Below are 17477 nucleotides of genomic sequence, written 5' to 3' on the forward strand. Positions count from 1 at the left end.
TCAGCGAGACCCGACCGTTTCGAGCCTTGCTGCAATTTCGGGACCCAGCGCCGCCGTCTGTCCCGTCGTCTCGTCCGCCGACCCCGTCTGCTTGGGCGCCGACAATTGTGCAAAAGTCTGCTGCTGGCCAAGCCAGGCCATGTAGTCTTGCTGTGTGTCGACCATGACCACGCCATGCATCATCGGATGTCCCTGGCCGCAAAGTTCGGCGCACAGGACCTGGAAGGTGCCGGTCCTGGTCGGGGTGAACCAGAAATAGGTCACCGAGCCCGGGATCATGTCCATCTTGGCGCGGAATTCCGGCACATAGAAATCATGCAGCACATCGATAGAGCGCAGCAGCATCTTGACCGGTTTGCCGACCGGCAGATGCAGATCGGCCGCTTCGACCACGACATCGTCCTGGCCATTAGGATCCTTGGGGATCACGCCCAGCGGATTGTCGGCGGTGACGTCGCGGGTGTCGGATGTTCCAAGCTTGCCGTCCCTGCCGGGCAGGCGGAAACTCCACTGCCATTGCTGGCCAACGACTTCAACCTCGGTCGCGTCGCTCGGGACGTTGACAAATCGGCTCCAGACGAACAGGCCGGGAACCAGCAACGCCGTGACCCCTACCGCGGTGACGATCGTCAGCCACGATTCGAGCCGCTTGTTCTCCGGTTCGTAGGCGGCGCGGTTTCCCTCCCGATGACGGAAGCGGAACACGCAATAGGCCATGAAAAGCACGACGGCGGCGAAGACGACGCCGGTGATCCAGAAGGTAATGATGATGGTGTTGTCGATATAGGCCCAGTTCGAGGCAATCGGCGTCCACCACCATGGGCTCAGGAGGTGAAACAACACTGAGCCCACGACGATCAAAACGAGTACAAGCGCTACGGCCATGTCCCGTTCCTCCGGCATTCGAGGGGGGAGCGAAGCCGCCGCCAAGAAATACCAAGCGCATCATAGCTTAATTTGGGGTCAATTCCAGAGGCGACTATCCTGACGGGAAAAATCCCGTCTTTTGCCGCCGCGACCTATTTGAGCAGGTCGACCAGAACGTCGAAAGCGGCGTCGATATCGGCGCGGATCGCCTGGCGGACGGCCTCGGCGTCGCGGTTGCACAGCGCCGCGTACATCGCCTGGTGGTGTTCGTTGGCGGTCGAATAGTTTCCGGAATCATGCAGCATGTTGAAATAGGGGCTGATCTGCAGCCACAGATTCTCGATGATGTTGAGGATATTTTCCGAGCCGGCCGCCCGGTAGATGGAGAAATGGAAGGCATAGTTTGCGCGCAGATAGGATTTGACGTCTCCCGCCGCATTGGCCTGTTCGAGGGCGGCCAAGTGCTGGCCGAGTTGCGCGATGCCCCGATCGTCGATGCGCTCGGCAGCCCAGGCGGCGGCAATCGCCTCGATCTCGAAGCGGACATTCCTGAGATCGACGAGGCGCGCGCGGCTGAGTGCGGGAATGCCGATCGAGCGGCCTGAAACGACCATCAAGGCATTGGCCGCGGTCAGCCGCCGCAACGCCTCCCTGACCGGCATCGGGCTGACTCCGAAAGCGTCGGCGAGGCTCTGCACCGTCACCATTTCGCCGGGCACGATGCTGCCGTCGAGGATCAACTCGGTGACATGGCGATAGACCCTGTCCTGCAGGGTCTCCCTGGACAAGGGCACGATCTCGACACCAGGCTTCCTGAACGCCGCTCCGGCCATTTCCCATCAACCTTTCGGCGCAAAGGCCGCGCCATAACCGTTCCCGGAATGCAGGGTTCCGGCTGCCGCGTCAAGCGTTGGCGACCGTAGCCTTGACGTAAGGATATTTCATCATTGATCTTTGATCAAATCATGATACGGTCTCCGACATCGAATGACGAGGGCTACGGTTCGTGCCCTCGGGAGGCATTCGGTCGTTCGTATCGGGAGGAATTCACATGGGTATCGGATTGAAAGTCCGGCGGCTCGCGCTGCTGGCCGGCATGGCCGTATGCGCCTCTGGGCTGTCGGCTGCTGAAGCCGCCGAAAAGCACAAGATCTTTCTCAGCATGAGCTATATCGGCAATGACTGGCAGGCCGAGGCGGCAAACATGGTCAAGGCCATGGCCGCTCACAAGAGCCTTGCCGACAAGGTCGACCTGCAGGTCCAGGTCGCCGGACCCAACGCACAACGCCAGATCCAGCAGATCAACGCCATGGTGCAGAGCGGTGCCGAGGCGATCGTCGTCTATCCGATCTCGCCGACCGCGCTCAACCAGGTCGTGAAGAATGCCTGCGACAAGGGGGTGAAGGTCTTCGCCTATGACGCCGAGATCACCGAGCCCTGTGCCTACAATGTTCATATCGACCAGTTGGAAGCGGGCAGGGTGACCGCCGAATGGCTGGTGAAGAAGCTCAATGGCAAGGGCAACATCATCGCCATTACGGGTGTTCCCGGAACATCCGTCGACGATCAGCGGACAAAGGCCGCCAAGGAGGTCTTTGCCAAGTACCCCGATATCAAGATTGTCGGCGAGGCTGTAGGCATGTGGAGCCAGGCGGTTGCCCGCACCGAGCTCTCCAAGATCCTCGCCACGCGCAGCTGGAACGACATCAACGGGCTGTGGATGCAGGTTGGCTGCTTCACCGCGAACTCCATGCAACTCGAGGCCGGCAAGAAGGCCAGCGAACTCCTGCCTTGCGCCGGTGAGGGCTCCAATGGCGGCCGCATCCAGATGCTGCCTGCGAGCACCGAAGTAGAAGGAGCAGCTCCGCCCTATGCACCGGCTGGTGCACAACGCATTTCCTATGCCTCACCGCCTTATTCCGGCGCGCTGGCGCTGAAACTCGCCGTCGAGGCGATCGAAGGCAAGGACGTGCCGAAGACCACGATCCTGCCGCTGCCGGTCGTCACCAACGAGACGATCAAGCTGTGCGACGAAGGCACCTGGGCGGAGATGAAGGCCGGCTGCAACGTCTTCAAGCCGTCGCTGGTCTCCAATCCCGGCTGGTTCGCTTCGATCTTTTCGGACCAGACGCCCGAGATCGGCCTCAACGCCGCGCTTGTCGGGCAGCCGGAGAACTGAGCCTCCCAAGGCAATCGCGACGATGCACGGAACCTTCTCCGCGCATCGTCGATCCGCGCCAATGCGCGACGTCCAAAAATGCGCAGCCTGCGATCGAGGATATGACAGAACATTCCGCGCTCCCCGCCATCGAGATCGACGGCATCGGCAAGGCCTTCGGCCCGACCGTCGCGCTGGACGGCGTGTCGTTCCGCATCGCGCCCGGCAGCGTCCACGCGCTGCTGGGTGAGAATGGCGCCGGCAAGTCGACGCTGGTCAAACTGCTGTCGGGACTGGTGCGACCGAGTGCCGGTCATATCAGGGTCTTCGGCAAGGAGATCGGCTACGGTGCGCCGCGCGTGGCACATACGCTCGGCGTGCAGACGGCGTTCCAGGAGATGACCCTGGTGCGCGATCTGTCCGTCCTCGACAACATGCTTTTGCCCTACGCACCCGTTGGCATCTCCGGGCTGATCAGGCGCGGCGCCGCGCGCAAGGCCGTCCGCCGCCACATCGACGAACTCGGTTTTTCCGTCGATCTCGATGCCGAGGTCGGCGAGCTCGAGCTTTCGGTGCGCCAGAAGATCGAGATCGCGCGGGCCGTCTACCGCAAGCCGCGCATCCTTTTGCTCGACGAGCCGACCTCGACGCTCGCCGGCCGCGACGTCGACTGGCTGGGCGACATCGTCGCCAGGCTGAAGGCGACGGGCACCACCATCGTCTTCATCACCCATCGCATGCGCGAGGTGCGCGCCTTTTGCGACACGCTGACGATCCTGAGGAACGGCCGCCACATCGTCACCGCGCCGGTAGCCGATGTTTCCGACCCCGACGTCATCGAAAAGATCGTCGGTCGCTCCATTGAGCAGACCTTTCCGCCAAAGCCGGACGGCGCCCAGGCTTTTGGCCCGCCGGTGCTGGGCGTGCGCGACCTGAAGGTCGGGCGCAAGCTCGACGGCGCGAGCTTCGACCTGCGCAGGGGCGAGATCCTCGGCATTGCCGGACTGCAAGGCATGGGCCAGCAGGATTTGTTCCTGGCCTGCTTCGGCATGGCTGAAATCACCCGGGGCGACGTCCTTGTCGATGGCCGCAAGGTCTGGCTCGGCTCGCCGGCGGATGCCTTGCGGCCCAACATGGCCATTGGCCTGGTGCCGGAAGACCGCAAATCCGAAGGCCTGTTCCTGAAACTGTCGGGCAGCCAGAACGCCACGCTGCCCGTCGTCTCGCGCTTCACGCGCTTCGGCCTTGTCGATGCCGCGGCCGAGATCCGCTCCGTCGAGGCGGCATTTGCAACTGTCGAAGTCGACCGCCGCGCCCTGTGGACGCGGGCCGGGGCGTTTTCGGGCGGCAACCAGCAGAAGATCGCCATCGCCAAATGGCTGGTGGCACAGAGCCGCATCCTGCTTCTGTTCGATCCCACGCGCGGCATCGATGTCGGCACCAAGCATGAGCTCTATGTGATGATGCGAAACTACGTCGCCGCCGGCGGCTCGATCCTGCTGCACTCGACGGAAATTCCCGAACTGGTCCACCAATGCGACCGGGTCCTGGTTCTCTATGACGGGCGCATCGCGGCCGAGCTCGAAGGTGACGCCATCACCGAGCCTGCCATCATGCGGCCTGCGCTCGGCCATGCCGGGGACGTCGCCGCATGAGCAGCGCAGCAGTCCCATCTCCTGTTTCGGCTGGTTTCGGCCTGCGCCGTGCGCTGATGCGCCATCGCGGCGCGCTGATCGCCGCGGCCGTGCTTGCGATCCTGCTTTTCATCGTCGACTGGATCAGTGCCGGGCCACTGACCTATTTCGACGTGTCGTTCCTGTCGAGCGGCGGCGCGACCTCGGCGCTGGCGGCGGTCGGCCAGACCATCGTCATCTTGTCGGGTGGGTTCGACCTGTCCGCCGGCGCGGTGATCTCGCTGGTCAATGTCGTGCTGGCATCGAGCATGGATCCGATGGCCCCAGGCGCCAGCATCCTGTTGTGGACGGCGGTCGGCATCGGCGTCGGCATGGCGGTGGGCGCCTTCAACGGCTTTTTCATCGCGGTGCTGCGCATGCAACCCATCGTGGTGACGCTGTCCACCATGTTCATCCTGCAAGGCGTGACGCTGCTGGTGATGGATAAGCCCGGCGGCTTCGTGTCGCCCGATCTCGGAACCTTCTATCTGGGCGACGCGATCACCGGCTGGCTGCCAATGCCGCTGGTGGTGATCGGCGTGGTCCTGCTCGCCTGGTTCTGGCTGAAGGGAACCCGTTTCGGCACGGCACTCTATGCCGTCGGCAGCGATCCGGATTCGGCCGCCGCCGTCGGCATCAATGTCGTGCTGGTGCGCTTTGCCGTCTACGTCATCGCCGGCGGCTGCTACGGTCTTGCCGGCGTGTTCATCAGCGCGCAGACCGGCAGCGCCGACCCGCTGGTCGGCAATCCGCTGCTTCTGTCGATGTTCGCGGCTGTCGTCGTCGGCGGCACGCGCCTTGGCGGCGGGCAGGGCGGTCCGGTGGGCACCGTCTTCGGCGCCTATATCCTGATGATGGTGGTGAACATCCTGCTGGTGCTCAACGTATCGGCTTACTATTCGACCATTGCGGAAGGCACCATTCTGGTGCTGGCGGCCCTTGCCGGATCCCTGTCCCACGCATCGGTGCTTGCCGTGCAACTGCGCGCGGCCCGCGCCCGGCTCGCCGCCTGGCGCGCCGGCATATTGCCCTCGCAGCTCGAGCCGATCGACCGACGGCTCAAGCTCACTGGACCTTCGCAAGGCCAGCGCGGTCCAGCATCGCCGCGCCCGGCTTTCCGCCTGCGCAACGCCGAGACGCTGCGCTATGCGCTGCCCGCCTATGTCTGCCTGCTCATCATCGTCATCGTCACCCAGGTCTGGCTCGGCCACGCCATCCTCAACCCGGGGTATTGGAACTCGCTGCTGGTGCTGTCGTCCTTCCTTGCAGTTCTCGCGCTGGGGCAGGGGACGGTCATCCTGACTGGCGGCCTCGATCTTTCCGTGCCGTGGACGATCGGCATTTCCGGCATCATCCTGGCCGGCATGGTCAATGGCTCCGACGCCGCACTCCTCTACGCCCTCCCGGTCGTGCTGGTGATGGCCTGCGCCGTCGGATTCGCCAATGGCTTCGGCATCGCCTATCTCGGCATCTCGCCGATCGTCATGACGCTGGCCACCAACGGCATCCTCCAGGGCTTCGCGCTTGTCTATTCGCAGGGAACGCCGGCAGGGTTTTCCTCGCCGATGCTGCGCTGGTTCATGACGGCCAGGCTCGGTTTCGTGACGCCTGTCGTGCTGCTGATGGTAGTCTTTGTGGCCGGCGCGGTGCTGCTGCTTGGACGCACGCCGTTCGGGCGTCGGGTCTACGGCATCGGCAACGGGCTGCGCGCGGCGCGCCTGTCCGGCATCGGCGTCGAGCGCACGCTGATCCTGGTCTACATGCTATCGGCCGTTTGCGCCGCTGTTGTCGGCATCATGCTGACCGGCTTTTCCGGCCAGGCAAGCCTCGGCATGGGTGACGACTATCTCTTGCCGTCGATCGCAGTCGTGGTGGTCGGTGGCGCGCTGATCACCGGCGGGCGCGGCCACTATCTCGGCATGCTCGGCGGCGTGCTGCTTCTGACGGCGCTGCAGATGCTGCTGGCCGGCACCACGCTGCCCTACGCCACCAGGGCAATTCTCTACGGGCTGGTCGTTCTCAGCGCCGTCATGGCGCTGCGCGAACGGCGGCTGCAATGAAAAGGACAGGACGATGAGCGCAAAGGCACCCGCATCGGCGGACGAATTTCTGGCCGGGCTGAAAGGGCAGCGCGTGCTGGTGACGGCGGGCGCCGGTGGCATCGGCTTCGCCATCGCCGACACGCTGTCGCGGCTCGGCGCACGCATCGTCGTCTGCGATATCTCCGACGTGGCGCTGGCTGCGGCTCCGGCCAAGATCGACCTGGTCGCGGCGGTCAAGGCCGATGTCTCGCGCGACGAGGACGTCGACCGGCTGTTCGAGACGGTCAAGGAAAAGCTCGGCGGGCTAGACGCGCTGATCAACAATGCCGGCATTGCCGGGCCGACCGGCGGTGTGGACGAGATCGAACCGGATGACTGGCGGCGCTGCATCGACATCTGCCTGACCGGCCAGTTCCTCTGCGCCCGGCGCGCCGTGCCACTGATCAAGGCAGCCGGCGGCGGCTCTATCGTGTCGATGTCGTCGGCGGCCGGCCGCCATGGCTACGCGTTCCGCACGCCCTATTCGGCCGCCAAATTCGGCGTCATCGGTTTCACCCAGAGCCTCGCCAAGGAGCTTGGGCCACACGGCATCAGGGTCAATGCCATCCTGCCCGGCATCATCGAGGGGCCACGCATCGAAGGCGTCATCGCGGCACGCGCCAAACAGGTCGGCATCAGCCACGAGGAGATGACCGGGCGCTATCTGCAGAACATCTCGCTGCGCCGCATGACCAGCCCCTATGACGTCGCCTCGATGGTGGCGTTCCTGCTCTCCGACGCGGGCATCAATATTTCCGGCCAGTCGCTTGGCGTCGACGGCAACGTCGAAACACTTTGAGGATCGATCCATGGCCAATGTCGCGATTGTCGGAAGCGGGTTCATCGGGCGCGCGTGGGCGATCAGCTTCGCCCGCGCCGGCCATGATGTGCGCATGTGGGATCAGTCGCCTGCCGTGACGGGCGGCGCACGCGACTACATAGAGGGTGTGCTCGGCGATCTCGCCACGAATGACCTTTTGCGCGGGCAGGCGGTCGACACCGTGCTTGCCCGCATCGCCATCGTTGCCGAACTGGCGGAGGCGCTGGCCGGCGCAACCCATGTCCAGGAAAACACGCCTGAAAATCTCGATGTGAAGCGGGAGGTGTTCTCACTGATCGATCGGCTTGCCGGGCCGCAAACGATCGTCGCCAGTTCCACCTCGGCGCTGTTGCCGTCGAAATTCACCGACCATCTGCAAGGGCGGCACCGCTGCCTGGTCGTGCATCCGATCAACCCGCCCTATCTCATCCCGGCGGCAGAGGTGGTGCCGGCGCCGTGGACTTCCGCCGAGACGCTGGAGAAGACGCGCGCCTTCCTCATCGATGCCGGCCACGCGCCGCTGGTGATGAAGCGCGAGCTCGAGGGCTTCATCATGAACCGCCTGCAAGGCGCCTTGCTGGAGGAGGCTTTCCGGCTTGTCGCGGACGGCTACGCCAGTGTCGAGGATGTCGATATCGGTATCCGTGACGGCTTGGCGCTGCGCTGGTCCTTCATGGGGCCGTTCGAGACCATCGACCTCAACGCGCCCGGCGGCGTGCGTGACTATGTCGATCGGTACCAGGGCATTTATTCCAACATCTTCCCGCAGATGCTGCGCCGCGTCGACTGGGCGGGCGATGTCATGAAAACGGTCGAGGCCGAGCGCAGCAAGCGCCTGCCGAGGGAAAATCTGGGTGACCGGCAGGTCTGGCGGGATCGCCGGTTGATGGCACTGGCGGCACACAAGAAGAAATCGGATCAGGAGTTCGGACAATGAAAGAGACCAGCCGCAAATCAGGCGCATCGGCGGCCAAAGGCAAGGTCATCATCACCTGTGCGGTGACGGGCGCGATCCACACGCCGACCATGTCGCCCTATCTGCCGATCACGCCGGATCAGATCGCCTCCGAGGCGATCGCCGCGGCGGAAGCCGGTGCCGCGATCCTGCATCTGCATGCGCGAGACCCGGAAACCGGCAAGCCCGACCAGACGCCGGAGGCGTTCGCCCGCTTCCTGCCGCGCGTCAAGCAAGGGACCAATGCCGCCATCAACATCACCACAGGCGGTAGCCCCTACATGAAGGTCGAGGAGCGCGTACGCCCGGCCGCCAAGTTCAAGCCGGAAGTGGCCTCGCTCAATATGGGCTCGATCAATTTCGGGCTCTATCACCTCGCCGACAAATACGAGACCTTCAAGTTCGACTGGGAAAAGCCGCATCTGGAGGCGACGCGCGACCTCGTTTTCCGCAACTCGTTCAAGGACATCGAATACATTCTGGCGACTTGCTACGACAATGGCACGCGCTTCGAGTTCGAGTGCTACGACATCGCCCATCTCTACAACCTCGCCCACTTCGCCGACCGCGGGCTGGTGAAGCCGCCATTCTTCGTGCAGTCGGTTTTTGGCCTGCTCGGCGGGATCGGCACCCATCCGGAAGATGTCGCCCATATGAAGCGAACCGCCGACCGGCTGTTCGGCGACCAGTTCCGCTGGTCGGTGCTGGGCGCCGGCGCCAGCCAGTTGCGCATCGCCGCGCAGTCGGCAGCACTCGGCGGCAACATCCGCGTCGGGCTGGAGGACAGCCTGTGGGCCGGCAAGGGCAAGCTCGCCAAGTCGAACGCCGAACAGGTCTTGCTGGCGCGCAAGATCATCGAAGGGCTTGGCATGGAGGTGGCGACGCCTGACGAGGCACGCGAGATCCTGTCCCTGAAGGGCGGCGACAAGGTCGCCTTCTGACGCGGCCAAGCGCTGCACACCGATACACAGGAGGATGGCATGAAGATCGAAGTCGTGGTGGATGTGAAGACGACGTTGGGCGAGGGCCCGCTGTGGGACGTCGAACAGGAGCGCCTTTACTGGATCGACAGTTTCGACGGCCGCGTGTTCCGCGCTACCGCCGATGGGCGCGAGATCCGCTCCTGGGACGTGCCGATGAAGATAGGCTCCATGGCGCTGCGCAAGGACGGTGGCGGCGCGGTCGTCTCGCTGCAGCGCGGCTTCCACCTGCTCGATTTCGCCACCGGCGAGGTGACGCTGATCCATGATCCGGAGCCGGACAGGCCGATGAACCGCCTTAATGACGGCAAAGTCGACCGGCGCGGCCGCTTCTTCGCCGGCTCGATGGATACGATGGAGGAGGGGCCTTCAGGCGGGCTGTACCGGCTGGATCCGGATTTCTCCGTCACCAGGATCGATTCCGGCATCATCTGCTCCAACGGCCCATGCTGGAGCCCGGACGACCGCACCTTCTACTTCGCCGATACCTGGACAGGCGAAATCTGGGCCTACGACTACGACATTGCTACCGGCGCTGCCACCAACCGCCGTACCTTCGTGCGCGTCGACACAAGCAAGGGTGGCGCGGCCGACGGCTCGACCGTCGATGCGCAGGGGTATCTTTGGAATGCCCTGGTCTATGACGGCCGTCTGGTGCGCTACGCGCCGGACGGCACCGTCGATCGCATCATCGACATGCCGGTGAAGAAGATCACCAGCGTGATGTTCGGCGGGCCGAAGCTCGATACGCTCTATGTCACCTCGATGGCCAAGCCGCCGCTGCCGCGCTTTCCCGGCGACGGTGTCCTGCGCGGCAGCCTGTTCGCCATCACCGGCTTGGGCGTGACGGGCGTTCCAGAGCCGCGATTTGGCGGCTGACGGGCTGGGTCGTTCCCCAGGGCCGAAATTGACGGTCGGCATGTTGCCAAGGCCGGTCGGCAGGCCAATGTCGCTACGCGCGACAATCTGCATTTCGTGTCTGACAGGACCGAGCGTGCGAGTTTTTTCTCTATGCTCAAGAAATAGCAAGGCCGCCGGGCGGAGCTCCGCGGCCTTGCTATTGCCGTTCTGGTCGATGCCTAAGGCGTCGTCTGCGCTTCGATCTTGGTGGCCATCTGGTCGATCTTGTCAGCAAGGACGCCTTGGGCCCAGGCCGTGACCTCGTCATCGACGGGCTTGTTGGCCATGTCCGTCAGCGCTGCATCGAGCGATGCCTGGTCGGTGCCGACAGTCGCCGTAGCCGCCGCCGCCTCTGCATCGTCGGCCGCTGCGTTGTCGGCGTCGACAACGGCCTTCTGGGCGGTGATCTGATCTTTCACAGCCTGGATCTGCGCAGCCGTGGCGTTCGGATCAGTCTGCAGCGCGGTCAGCTGCGCATTCAGCTTATCCAGTTGGGCCTGCGCGGCGGCGGCCGTGGCGGCTGCCGCTTCAGCCGCGGCCTGGGCAACCTTGGCTTTCGCGGACTGTGTTACGAAGGCCTGGATGGCAGCGAACTTCTTGCTCTTGGAATTCATATAGGCGTTGATGTTGCGCTGCAGCGAATTCAGCCGGCCGAGTTTGGCATGGATGTTTTTCTCCTTCGGCACGGATGCGACCTGGGTGGTCGTGTCGACTGTGGTGTCGGTCGTTGCGTCAGCGTCTACCTTGCCAACACGTCCTGGGGCCGACGCAGACTTGCCACGCGAGGCACCGCTGTTGCCTTTGCCATTGCCATTGCCGCCAGCATTGCCGCCGCCATTGCCATGGCCGCCACCATTGCCGCCACCGTGCCCGTTGCCGCCGGCCCCGGCCAGCGCCGGCGACGCCAGAAGCGCCAATGCGGCAAGCGCCGCGAACAGAGTTTTTCGGTTTGTCATGGTGTCTCCTCGGGGAATCGCCACCTCCGCCCAACCGCGCTAGATCAGCGTAATATGAGAATCCACTAATCGTACGGAGTAAACTTTAGACAAATGCGGTCGCACTGCTCGAGTCCGGCAATGGCCTGTGGATTAACTTGTTGATATTTCATGCAAATAGATGCCGCGAGGTCGCTGTGCTACTGAAGTCCCATACCAGCTAGGACCATGGTCCTGGCTGTTAGCCAATGTCGCCGAGCGGTCAGTCGGAAACGCGTTGGAATACAGGAAGTCGATGACGAAGGCCTGGCCGAATGCGTCACGCGGGGACGCCATGGCTTGCTCTCTGCGAAGGCGACGTGGTCGCCATATTGGTCGCCGCCCTAAATCAGCAGCAGGCCCTTCATGCTGGCGTATCCTTTACGCCCGATGATGATGTGGTCGTGCACGCCGATGCCCAGCCGTTTGCCCGCTTCGACGATCTCTTTCGTCATCTCGATATCGGCGCGCGATGGGGTCGGATCGCCCGACGGGTGGTTGTGCAGCTTCCTTGCGTCACGCATTATCTTGTTGAAAAATAAGGTAAATATCTCGGCGTCAAGGTGAATTGGGAGTTGCATATGGGGGCGGTACTGTATGCATCTCTGCCGTCGATCACACTCGCTCACCGGCGTCCATGGCGAGGCGCGTTGACGCACGTAACCTTATTCTTCTGATCCCAGATCTCAAGTTCTTCAATTGGGTACAATACGGCTTTGCCAAGCTTGACGTAGGCCGGTCCAATTCTCTTGGCCCGCCAATTTCGCAGCGTTCCAAGAGAAATGCTTCCGCGGTAGCGCTCCGCGACTTCCTCAGCCGTCAAAAATTTCCTGCCGTCCATCAGCCTCTCCAAATGTCCGACATCAAGAGCGTTTGAGCAGGCTCAAGCACGTTCCCGAACCGGTGAATCATCCAGTTGAACGGCCATGGGCGGGTATTCGGATAGGAAATGGAAGCTGAAGTTTGCGGGAGTAGAGGCGCGGATATGGCTGGATAGAGATCGGATGAACTGCGGGTTCCGGCACCATCGCCTTGAGGTGTTCTTGCTCAGGCGATCCGGATCAGTCGATCGAAATGCCAAAACTGCATATGAAATTGCACTATGGGGCCGGCTCGACCCGCAGCAACATCACTTGGGAGCGTGGTGGCCGTCCTGGGGCTCAAGATGGCCTGATCGCGAGAGAACGGACTGTTCCGCGAAGGCACCATTTGTCGTCGTCACTTGTTCGGATACGATCGATACATAGGCGATGTCAGATTGGGGAGGGTTTACATGCGTCGCGTACTTGTCTTCGGTGCCGTTCTTTCTGCAGTGTTATCGTCGGCTCCTGCAATGGCATGGTGGGATGGCGGCCACATGCAGATCGCTGCTGTCGCTTATTCGAAGCTGAGCCCACAGGCGAGGGCGAAGGCCGATGCTCTCATCAAACTGAATCCCGATTACCCAAGCTGGGTCGCGGGTGTGCCCGACGACAAGAAAGCGCAATACGCTTTCGTCCACGCGGCGGTCTGGGCAGATGATATCAAAGATCCGGGGCATGGCTACACCAAGGACGATGACACCCCCACGGGCCAGAACATAGGCTACGCGGACAAAAATATGCACCGCTATTGGCACTTCAAGGACGTTCGATTCTCAACTGACGGTACGCAATTTGTTGACGCTGATCCGATCAACGCGGTCTCGCAAATCAAACTCTTTGTGGCTGCATTGCCTACTTCATCCGGCGCCAACGATGACATTCGCTCCTACGATATGGTGTGGCTGCTGCATCTCATTGGCGACATTCACCAGCCGCTGCACGCGACTGAGCGAATGTCGGCGATCAACCCAGACGGCGACCGAGGTGGAAACGAAGTAAACGTGATGCCGGCGACAGGTGAGACGGTAGACCTTCACGGCTATTGGGACCGAATGTTCGGCGGATACGTTTCAGTGCCCGGAGCAATTTTCGACGCCAATGACAAAGGCGGCATATCGAAACTCCAGGTGGACAGCGTCAAGGCCAAGATTCTGGATCCGGACGTTTGGACCCAGGAGAGCTTCGTGCTTGGCAAGAAGTTTGCTTACGAAGAGCCTGTGTTGAGTGAGAACACGGTGGCCGTGCTAACCCGGGCCTATGAAACCGATGCTCGCAACATCGCGAGAAGCCAGGCAGCGCTGGCCGCTGCGAGGCTTGCCAATGTTCTGAACGACGCGTTCAAGTAGGGTGACACTCCTTGGCGTCAGCTCGAATTTGTATAGAGGGCTGCACTCGATCGCGCTTCAGACGGACCCGCAGCCTATGGAATGATCACGATAGCGGAGAGCGAGGCTGCCTGAACCGCAATCGTGCGCGCATCTCATACAGATGCTATCAATAGATGCGCAGGGAGGGCGAACAATCCAATGGAAAATGAGAATCGGGCGCGCACCGCACCTGATCGCCGAATTGCCCTTCTCATCGATGCGGATAACGTGTCCCATGACAAGATCGCTGCGATACTGGCCGAACTTTCAAAATACGGCACGGCCAATATCCGCCGTGCCTATGGCGATTGGGCAAACGCCAATCTCAGAAACTGGAAAGACAAGCTGCACAATTTTGCAATCCGGCCCATTCAACAGTTCAGCTATTCGGCCGGCAAGAACGCCACCGATATTGCGCTTGTGATCGATGCAATGGAACTCCTCTACACTCAGAAGCTTGACGCCTTCTGTTTGGCTTCCAGTGACGCCGATTTCACGCCACTAGTGATGCAGTTGAAGGCCAACGGACACGACGTCTACGGATTTGGGGAACGCAAAACGCCCACACCGTTTGTCAATGCCTGCACGACTTTCCTCTATCTCGATAGCCTGGACGATGCTGAGCCACCGACAACTTCTGTCGCCCCCGACGAGGAACCAAAGGCCAAAGCGAGATCAGCGGCCGGCTCCAAAACACCGACTGAAAAGGCCGCCGACAAGCGAACCGGCAAGTCGCTATCGCAAGATACGGCCCTCGTGACGATCCTGCGCGGCGCTGTGGAAGCCACGGCGCAAGACGATGGATGGGCGGCTATGTCAGCGGCAGGAAGCGCAGCGAAACGACAGGCGCCCATCGACCCACGAAACTATGGAGTGAAGAATTTTCCTGCACTCTTCGCGGCGACTGGCCTCTTCGACATAATGAAAATGGAGAGTGGGCAAAGCTTTGTCGCGGACAAGCGGAACAAGGACCGCTCACCAAAGCCGAACCGATAGAACAAAGGCATCCCATCATTGCCGTTGATGGCAACGCGCCGGCGGGCGCTTTCTTAGACGCGAGGGTGCCGGAAGGGGCGATGGATGAACCGAACCGATGAGTTCGGACAGTCCGGAAACGGGAACAGCGTTCATGCTTACGTGTGCTGAGACAATATCTGCGGTCAGTCCGACAAAGATGGGCTCTATCGGCTTCGATTTCTTCGATCAATCACTCGCTCCTTGATCTGCGGTCCCCAGCCAGCCGCGGTGTATGGCAATTTCAATTTATGTCGAGATAAGTGTCGGTCGATGAGTTGGCGCTAGCCACACCCCAAAGGGTGGCATTTTGCATCGCCAGTTAACGGACCGCTTCTGGCCAGAAGCGGTCAAGATCTGAATGATGAAGAGGATCCGCCGGCCGCCTGGAAGAAAACATAGCGAAGATGGGTTGTCTGGTTGCCCACGCTAAAATTTATTGTTCAGGTTGCTGATCTGATTGGATAGCTCTTGGGCTTGAACATTTCTCAGGTATTCCCTGGCATCCTCCTTGGCTTTTGCCGTCCCCTTTGCCGTTGGCGCGCCCTTTTTGACCTCGTCGGGCTTAGTCTGCGCAAATGCGATGGTCAGCTTGTCTAGGTAGACATTTCCAACCTTTGCGAATTTCCCGGGTCCGTTAAAATTTGCAATCGCCCAGGTTGGGCCGACCGCGTTCACGTTGGCGGTAACCGTGAAGCTTATGGCACCTCCAAATTGACCCGGGGAAATCCCGGCTTTTTGGTCGAGTTGCAATGGCATCGCACCTTGAACAAGTTCCTTCAGCCCCAGATTGCCCGATAGCCCGTTGATGTTTCGCTTTGGGCACTCGAACTCATACTTGCCAGTATCAATCTTTCTTTGGATGTCATCCATCGAGTAAGCGAGAGCCGCGGTCATGCTACGCTCATGCGCACGGGTGAGATTTGCGCCCACGTTAAAGGAGAACATCCCGCCGGTGGTCGGCCACATTCCATTGAAGGAAGGCTCGGCACCAATGGTATTGGTTATGTCTAGCGATAGAGCCCCAGCAACCTGATAGTGACCATCTCTTAGCGCAGCAAGCATGTTGAAGTTTTTGTCCATCAACATCTCGGCCAACTCACATTGGATCCGGCCATCGATCGCTGTCGCATCAGGTCCGTATTGGTCGTATGGAACGTCAAATCGAGGGTTGCCGCAACCCGCTACAGTGGAAATAAAGGCAGCACCAATCAACGCCCTGGCGTAACTGGACATCAACTTCCCTCGATTTTATTGTGAGTACCGTGAGCTATTTAAATTGGCTACACATCGGCCCGGCGCATTTCTGATCGTGCCACTCCGTGCGACCGACCTTATTGTTGTCGTCGCCAACGTCTGTGCAGTGCTTCTTGGTTGAGGGAAAATCGCACGAGACCCCTCGTTTCGGAATAAACGTACAACAGCCCAACGAGCCATCGTTGGCAAGAGCCTTAGCTTCAAGCATGCTGGCTTCAATAATCGCATTCAAGCGCTTGAAGCTTATGCTTCTTCGCTGCTTCGGCATATCGTCGCCTCCTATCACACGAACGCGAATCGCAAATGAGGATGCGGTATCTTTTAATCTTTCAGACACTAGAACAATTGGATGGCCGCAATATTCACAGCTATTCTCAAAACAAGCACGCTACCTAGTGTTGAAGAAACACTAGGTAGCACTCGTTCTGTCGCCCCTTTGATTCCGGAATAGCGGCAGACGCAACCATCTTCGCCGTCGACGAGGTCGGCTCTCCGTGGCGAAATTCCTCCAAAGACGGGAGCCTTCCCGCCACCATCTGGCAGAGCGTTCGGGTCTATATCCGAGTAATGCTTCAATCATGCGGCAGACGAGCAATAGCAACATTAGCGGTGTGGCTGAATTCGTACTAATATACCGGGGAGATTTTTGAGAGTGATCTTAACTGAAATACTGTAAATTCAACCAGAAATACCAGCGGAGTGAAACAATGCCGAAGTCATGGTCGCATAGGAACTTTGAAAGCCCGTCACTGTGCTCGCTCGCCGGCCTCCACTCCCTGCCTTACGCCTCCCGCCGAACCGCGCGTGCTCTTCAGTGAGGTTGGTGGGTCCGGTCCGAAGTGACGCAAACTTGACCGAGGCCCATATATGGGGGAGTCGGAAGACCGCTACATCGCGAGACCCACTATCGAAGAAGCACTCTTCTGCTATCGGCGACGGTCTGCCTAACGTATAACGTCGCCGAAGATCGCTCGAAACTAGGTGGCATGGCCCACGTTCTCGACAGGCCAAATGCCCCTCGCGGCGCAGCCGAGGTTTGACCCACCAACGGCGCCGCCTTTACGAAGCCCTTGGCTTTCGTTTTGCAGGCGCCTTTCGGGTCGGGGTAGGTTGCGGTTTGCGTCCAAGCCCCGCCGCCTTCGCTAGCGTAGATCTTTGGGCCGCGTAGTTAGGCGCAACCATCGGGTAGTCTGGCTTCAATCCCCACTTTTCGCGGTATTCGTTTGGCGTGAGCGCGTAGTGAACCGCAAGATGACGTTTCAGCGATTTGAATTTCTTCCCGTCTTCCAGGCAGATGATGTAGTCCGGCGTCACCGACCTTTTCGGATTGACGGCGGGTTCCTGCTGAGACGGCTCGGGCACATTCGGCTGACCAAGGCCTGTAAGCGACGAATGTATCGACGCGATGAGGTCTGGCAGCCCAGCGACGGGCAGGGGGTTTTGGCTGACATAGGCAGAGACAATGTCTGCAGTCAGCCCGACCAGATCAGTCGTCACGGCTTCGTTTTGATCACTCAAGTACTCGCTCCTGGTATGGGGTCAAATCCGCATCGCCCACTTTTCGTATA

The 17477-nt window shown here is 60.9% G+C and carries 15 protein-coding genes and 1 pseudogene; 9 read left to right on the forward strand and 7 right to left on the reverse strand.

What is annotated here, in order from left to right; genetic code table 11:
• Together D3242_RS06720 and D3242_RS06725 are read right to left on the reverse strand one after the other, a co-directional pair.
• On the reverse strand, nt 1-885 hold the full coding sequence (locus tag D3242_RS06720) for a cytochrome c oxidase subunit II (RefSeq protein ID WP_032921106.1): 885 nt from the start codon (nt 883-885) through the stop codon (nt 1-3).
• A gap of 134 nt (nt 886-1019) precedes the next feature.
• Nucleotides 1020-1700 (reverse strand): GntR family transcriptional regulator, encoded by a 681-nt coding sequence (locus tag D3242_RS06725; protein ID WP_019858525.1) that lies wholly within the window; start codon nt 1698-1700, stop codon nt 1020-1022.
• A 218-nt stretch (nt 1701-1918) separates the two neighbouring features.
• On the opposite strand from D3242_RS06725, the gene D3242_RS06730 reads away from it, so the two are divergent.
• The 7 genes from D3242_RS06730 to D3242_RS06760 all read left to right on the forward strand — a co-directional run bounded on the left by D3242_RS06730 (nt 1919) and on the right by D3242_RS06760 (nt 10413).
• Nucleotides 1919-3046, forward strand: coding sequence for a sugar ABC transporter substrate-binding protein (locus tag D3242_RS06730; protein WP_038647209.1), 1128 nt, complete (start codon nt 1919-1921; stop codon nt 3044-3046).
• A gap of 101 nt (nt 3047-3147) precedes the next feature.
• Complete coding sequence (locus tag D3242_RS06735) at nt 3148-4680, forward strand: sugar ABC transporter ATP-binding protein (protein ID WP_064984170.1); 1533 nt, start codon at nt 3148-3150, stop codon at nt 4678-4680.
• Complete coding sequence (locus tag D3242_RS06740) at nt 4677-6758, forward strand: ABC transporter permease subunit (protein WP_064984172.1); 2082 nt, start codon at nt 4677-4679, stop codon at nt 6756-6758. Before D3242_RS06735 ends, D3242_RS06740 begins: the two co-directional genes overlap by 4 nt.
• 13 nt (nt 6759-6771) lie before the next feature.
• Nucleotides 6772-7578 (forward strand): SDR family oxidoreductase, encoded by an 807-nt coding sequence (locus D3242_RS06745; protein ID WP_019858521.1) that lies wholly within the window; start codon nt 6772-6774, stop codon nt 7576-7578.
• A gap of 10 nt (nt 7579-7588) precedes the next feature.
• The gene (locus tag D3242_RS06750) at nt 7589-8536 is read left to right on the forward strand and encodes a 3-hydroxyacyl-CoA dehydrogenase (protein ID WP_019858520.1); all 948 of its coding nucleotides are present in this window, start codon (nt 7589-7591) and stop codon (nt 8534-8536) included.
• A complete protein-coding gene (gene kce, locus D3242_RS06755; RefSeq protein ID WP_064984174.1) occupies nt 8533-9495 on the forward strand; it encodes a 3,5-dioxohexanoate:acetyl-CoA acetone transferase in 963 nt (320 codons plus the stop codon). Before D3242_RS06750 ends, kce begins: the two co-directional genes overlap by 4 nt.
• Before the next feature lie 39 nt (nt 9496-9534).
• Nucleotides 9535-10413 carry an SMP-30/gluconolactonase/LRE family protein gene (locus tag D3242_RS06760; protein ID WP_019858518.1) on the forward strand — a complete coding sequence of 293 codons (879 nt, stop codon included), beginning with the start codon at nt 9535-9537 and terminating at the stop codon, nt 10411-10413.
• Nucleotides 10414-10613: 200 nt separating this feature from the next.
• Here the strand turns inward: D3242_RS06760 and D3242_RS06765 are convergent, their stop codons facing one another.
• The 3 genes and pseudogenes from D3242_RS06765 to D3242_RS06775 form a co-directional block, all read right to left on the reverse strand.
• The gene (locus tag D3242_RS06765) at nt 10614-11390 is read right to left on the reverse strand and encodes a hypothetical protein (RefSeq protein WP_019858517.1); all 777 of its coding nucleotides are present in this window, start codon (nt 11388-11390) and stop codon (nt 10614-10616) included.
• Between the two features lie 362 nt (nt 11391-11752).
• Nucleotides 11753-11914, reverse strand: a pseudogene (locus D3242_RS06770) (JAB domain-containing protein); the annotation flags it as partial.
• Between the two features lie 119 nt (nt 11915-12033).
• Entirely contained in the window at nt 12034-12249 is a 216-nt protein-coding gene (locus D3242_RS06775) for a helix-turn-helix domain-containing protein (protein ID WP_081296094.1), read from the reverse strand.
• 432 nt (nt 12250-12681) lie between these two features.
• Here D3242_RS06775 and D3242_RS06780 point away from each other — a divergent pair, with 432 nt between their 5' ends.
• Both D3242_RS06780 and D3242_RS06785 read left to right on the forward strand, forming a co-directional pair.
• The gene (locus tag D3242_RS06780) at nt 12682-13617 is read left to right on the forward strand and encodes a S1/P1 nuclease (RefSeq protein ID WP_064984343.1); all 936 of its coding nucleotides are present in this window, start codon (nt 12682-12684) and stop codon (nt 13615-13617) included.
• A 180-nt stretch (nt 13618-13797) separates the two neighbouring features.
• The gene (locus tag D3242_RS06785; protein ID WP_064984176.1) at nt 13798-14634 is read left to right on the forward strand and encodes an NYN domain-containing protein; all 837 of its coding nucleotides are present in this window, start codon (nt 13798-13800) and stop codon (nt 14632-14634) included.
• A 447-nt stretch (nt 14635-15081) separates the two neighbouring features.
• On the opposite strand, the gene D3242_RS06795 is transcribed toward D3242_RS06785, so the two are convergent.
• Nucleotides 15082-15888: a hypothetical protein gene (locus D3242_RS06795; protein WP_064984178.1), complete on the reverse strand. Its 807-nt coding sequence runs from the start codon at nt 15886-15888 to the stop codon at nt 15082-15084.
• Between the two features lie 1080 nt (nt 15889-16968).
• The gene (locus D3242_RS06800; protein WP_081296095.1) at nt 16969-17427 is read right to left on the reverse strand and encodes a Ros/MucR family transcriptional regulator; all 459 of its coding nucleotides are present in this window, start codon (nt 17425-17427) and stop codon (nt 16969-16971) included.
• Between the last annotated feature and the right edge of the window lie 50 nt (nt 17428-17477).

This window comes from Mesorhizobium jarvisii, assembly GCF_003601985.1.
Taxonomy (GTDB): Bacteria; Pseudomonadota; Alphaproteobacteria; order Rhizobiales; family Rhizobiaceae; genus Mesorhizobium; species Mesorhizobium jarvisii.